This is a genomic window from uncultured Sphingomonas sp., assembly GCF_946477935.1.
Classification (GTDB): Bacteria; Pseudomonadota; Alphaproteobacteria; order Sphingomonadales; family Sphingomonadaceae; genus Sphingomonas.
Genome location: NZ_CAMLAC010000342.1, coordinates 1 through 2,704 on the forward strand (window position 1 = coordinate 1; position 2,704 = coordinate 2,704).

Annotated in this window: 5 protein-coding genes; all 5 read left to right on the plus strand. The window is 71.7% G+C overall.

All coding sequences use genetic code 11. The features are described from left to right. The first annotated feature begins 136 nt into the window (after positions 1-136). The 5 genes from Q0U08_RS19595 (at position 137) to Q0U08_RS19615 (ending at position 2,499) form a co-directional block, all read left to right on the plus strand. On the plus strand, positions 137-802 hold the full coding sequence (locus tag Q0U08_RS19595) for a MotA/TolQ/ExbB proton channel family protein (RefSeq protein ID WP_298093463.1): 666 nt from the start codon (positions 137-139) through the stop codon (positions 800-802). Further along, entirely contained in the window at positions 799-1,323 is a 525-nt protein-coding gene (locus Q0U08_RS19600) for a hypothetical protein (protein WP_298093466.1), read from the plus strand. Before Q0U08_RS19595 ends, Q0U08_RS19600 begins: the two co-directional genes overlap by 4 nt. After that, entirely contained in the window at positions 1,323-1,826 is a 504-nt protein-coding gene (locus Q0U08_RS19605) for a flagella basal body P-ring formation protein FlgA (protein WP_298093468.1), read from the plus strand. The genes Q0U08_RS19600 and Q0U08_RS19605 overlap by 1 nt, the downstream gene beginning before the upstream one ends. Positions 1,827-1,891: 65 nt before the next feature. Further along, positions 1,892-2,188 (plus strand): flagellar biosynthesis anti-sigma factor FlgM, encoded by a 297-nt coding sequence (gene flgM / locus Q0U08_RS19610; RefSeq protein WP_298093470.1) that lies wholly within the window; start codon positions 1,892-1,894, stop codon positions 2,186-2,188. Next, the gene (locus tag Q0U08_RS19615; RefSeq protein WP_298093472.1) at positions 2,185-2,499 is read left to right on the plus strand and encodes a flagellar protein FlgN; all 315 of its coding nucleotides are present in this window, start codon (positions 2,185-2,187) and stop codon (positions 2,497-2,499) included. The genes flgM and Q0U08_RS19615 overlap by 4 nt, the downstream gene beginning before the upstream one ends. The last annotated feature ends 205 nt before the right edge of the window (positions 2,500-2,704 follow it).

Below are 2,704 nucleotides of genomic sequence, written 5' to 3' on the forward strand. Positions count from 1 at the left end.
CTTGGCGGCCCCTCACCCTCCCACCGCTTGCGCGGCGGGCCCCTCCCTCTCCCCGTGGGGGAGAGGGAAAACCTCCCCACTGGCTAAAGAGAAACACCCCACCGCAAATTGGCCCGCCCCTTGCAAGTACCCGCGCATGACCGCGCTTCCGCCCCTGGACCAGTTCCTCGACCCCACCGCGCTCGCCATCGTGGCGGGCGGCACGCTGGTCGCCACGCTGCTGCGCCATCCGCTTGCCGATATCGGCCGCGCGCTGGCCGCGCTGCGCACCCTGCCCCGCCGCCGCTTCGACGGCGACGCCCTGCTCGGCCAGCTCGCCGCACTCGACCGGATCGCGCATCGCCAGGGCGTCGTCGCGCTCGACCGCACCGTGGTCGCCGATGCCGACCTGGCCGATGCCGTCACCGCGATCGTCGACGGCCAGTCGCCCGCCGCCATCGTCGAAGGGCTGAACCGCGCCCAGAGCTTGCGGATCGAGCGCCATGTCGCCGCCGCCGATGTCTGGGCAGGCATGGCGGAGGCGGCACCCGCCATGGGGCTGATCGGCACGCTGATCGGCCTGGCCTCGATGTTCGCCACGCTGCGCGATCCCGCCGCGATCGGCAGCGCGATGGCGATCGCGCTTCTCGCGACCCTCTACGGCGCCGTATTCGGCAATCTTGTCGCCCTCCCCATCGCCCATCGCCTGCGCACCAGCGCCCGCACCGAAGCCACCGAACGCGCCCGCCTGGAAGCGCCGCTCGCCGCCCTCGCCGCGCGCGAAGCGCCCAGGCGGGCGGTGACGCTGGCCAGCGTCGCATGATCGCCTTTCCCGAACCGCGCCCGACCCGGCCGATCTGGCTGGTCACGCTCGCCGATCTCGCGCTGCTGCTCGTCGGCTGCTTCGCCTTGATCGAGGCGACCCGCCATCAGGACCGTGCCGCGCTTGTCGCGGGGCTTCGCCAGGGCTTTGGCGGCGCGCCCGACACCACCCGTTCCAGGCCGCAGGATCCGCCGATGCCGCTCGCCGCCGCCATGGCGACCTTCGCCCCCGGCTCCGCGCGCCCTGACGGCGCCTCCGGCGACCTGCGCGCCTGGGCGCGCACCGCCGCCGCCGACCCACGCGTCGTGCTGACCGTCACCGGCTCGGTCGACGGCAGCGCTACCGACGTCGACCCCGCCACCCGCAGCGCCGCCGTGCTCGCCGCCGACCGTGCACGGGCGGTCGCGGCGTTGATCGCGCCTGCCGCCCCCCGCCTTTCCATCGCCATTGCCGATGCGCCCGGGCGGCGCACCGCGATGGTCACGCTCGCCTTTGCCGGCGAACCTGTTCGGAGACCCTGATGATCCTGCTTTCCCTGCTCGCCACCGTCGCCTTTCAGGATACCGCCGGTCTGGACCGTGCGGTTGCCGCCTTTACCGGCCATGCCGTGGGAGAGGTCGGCGGCGCACGCACCGCGGTCGATCCGCGCCTGCGCCTCGCGCAATGCCCCACCGTCGCGATCTCGTGGCGTACGCCTGCGCAGGATGCGGTGGTGGTCGCCTGTGCCGGACCCGACTGGCGCATCTTCGTGCCGGTCAACCGTCCCGCCGCTGCGGTGGCCGCGCCCGCCGCGCTGCGCCCCGCGATGGCGCCCGTCACCACCAGGGAGCCGCCGGTCATCCGCCGTGGCGATCCGGTGATGATCGAGGCGGGATCGAACGGCTTCTCCATCTCGCGCGAGGGCGTGGCGATGGGGGATGCGGCGCCCGGCGCCCGCTTCATGGTGCGGATCGACACCGCCAAACAGCCCGTCCAGGTGGTCGCGCTCGCGGCCGGTCACGCCACGCTGGCAGGTTACGAATAAATTCTAAAGGTTCGTCGCCCCCGGCCGTTTCTCCTTGTGCAAAGGAGACCTCAGCGGAGGGTGACATGGTGGACGCAGTAAGCTCAAGGCCGATATCGGGAGATGCGAAGATCATTCGCGTCGGCACGGTTGCGGCCACCGCGCCCGCCACCCAGGCGGCGAATGCCGGTGCCGCCCGCATGGGGGGCGCCGATACCGCGGCCCTGAGCGGCCTCGCCGCCGAACTCGCCAAGTCTCCCCCGGTCGATACCGACCGCGTGGCCACGATCAAGCGGGCCATCGAAAAGGGTGAATTCCCGATCCTGCCGGCGACCATCGCCGACCAGATGATCGCCTTGAAGCTGAACTGGAACGGCCAGTGACACGACGCGACGCGCTGATCCGGGTGATCGAGGCGCTTCATCAGGAAATCGCCGCGCTGCGCGCCAACGACGTCGCAGGGCTGGAACGCGCCACCCAGACGAAGCTGGTCGCGATCGAGGAGCTGTCGACGCTGGGCACCGGCCCTGCCGGCCCCGACCTGCGCGAGCTCGCCGACGAGGCCGACCGCCTGAACGAGACCTGCCGGATCTACGTCAACCTGATGGCCGCCAACGTCCGCCGCCGCCTGCAGACGCTGACCGGCCAGTTCGGCAATTCCTACGCCGCCCAAGGCATGCGCGCCTACGCCTGACCGGCAGCGCGGCAATCCCGGCCGGCAAGACCGGCAACCCCTTGCCGCCTAAACGCCCTCTCCCCCACGGGGAGCATCAGGTAAACAACGCCCCGCGTTGTTTAGTCCATGCCGGGGGCATGGACGACCTGATGCTGGAGGGGCCCGCCGCAAAGCGGTGGGAGGGTGAGGGGCCGCCACAAGCGCAGCACTGCTTGACTACCCC

Coding starts and splice junctions, on each gene's coding strand:
- Q0U08_RS19595 (WP_298093463.1), top strand. CDS start 137: ATGACCGCGCTTCCGCCCCTGGACCAGTTCCTCGACCCCACCGCGCTC.
- Q0U08_RS19600 (WP_298093466.1), top strand. CDS start 799: ATGATCGCCTTTCCCGAACCGCGCCCGACCCGGCCGATCTGGCTGGTC.
- Q0U08_RS19605 (WP_298093468.1), top strand. CDS start 1,323: ATGATCCTGCTTTCCCTGCTCGCCACCGTCGCCTTTCAGGATACCGCC.
- flgM (WP_298093470.1), top strand. CDS start 1,892: ATGGTGGACGCAGTAAGCTCAAGGCCGATATCGGGAGATGCGAAGATC.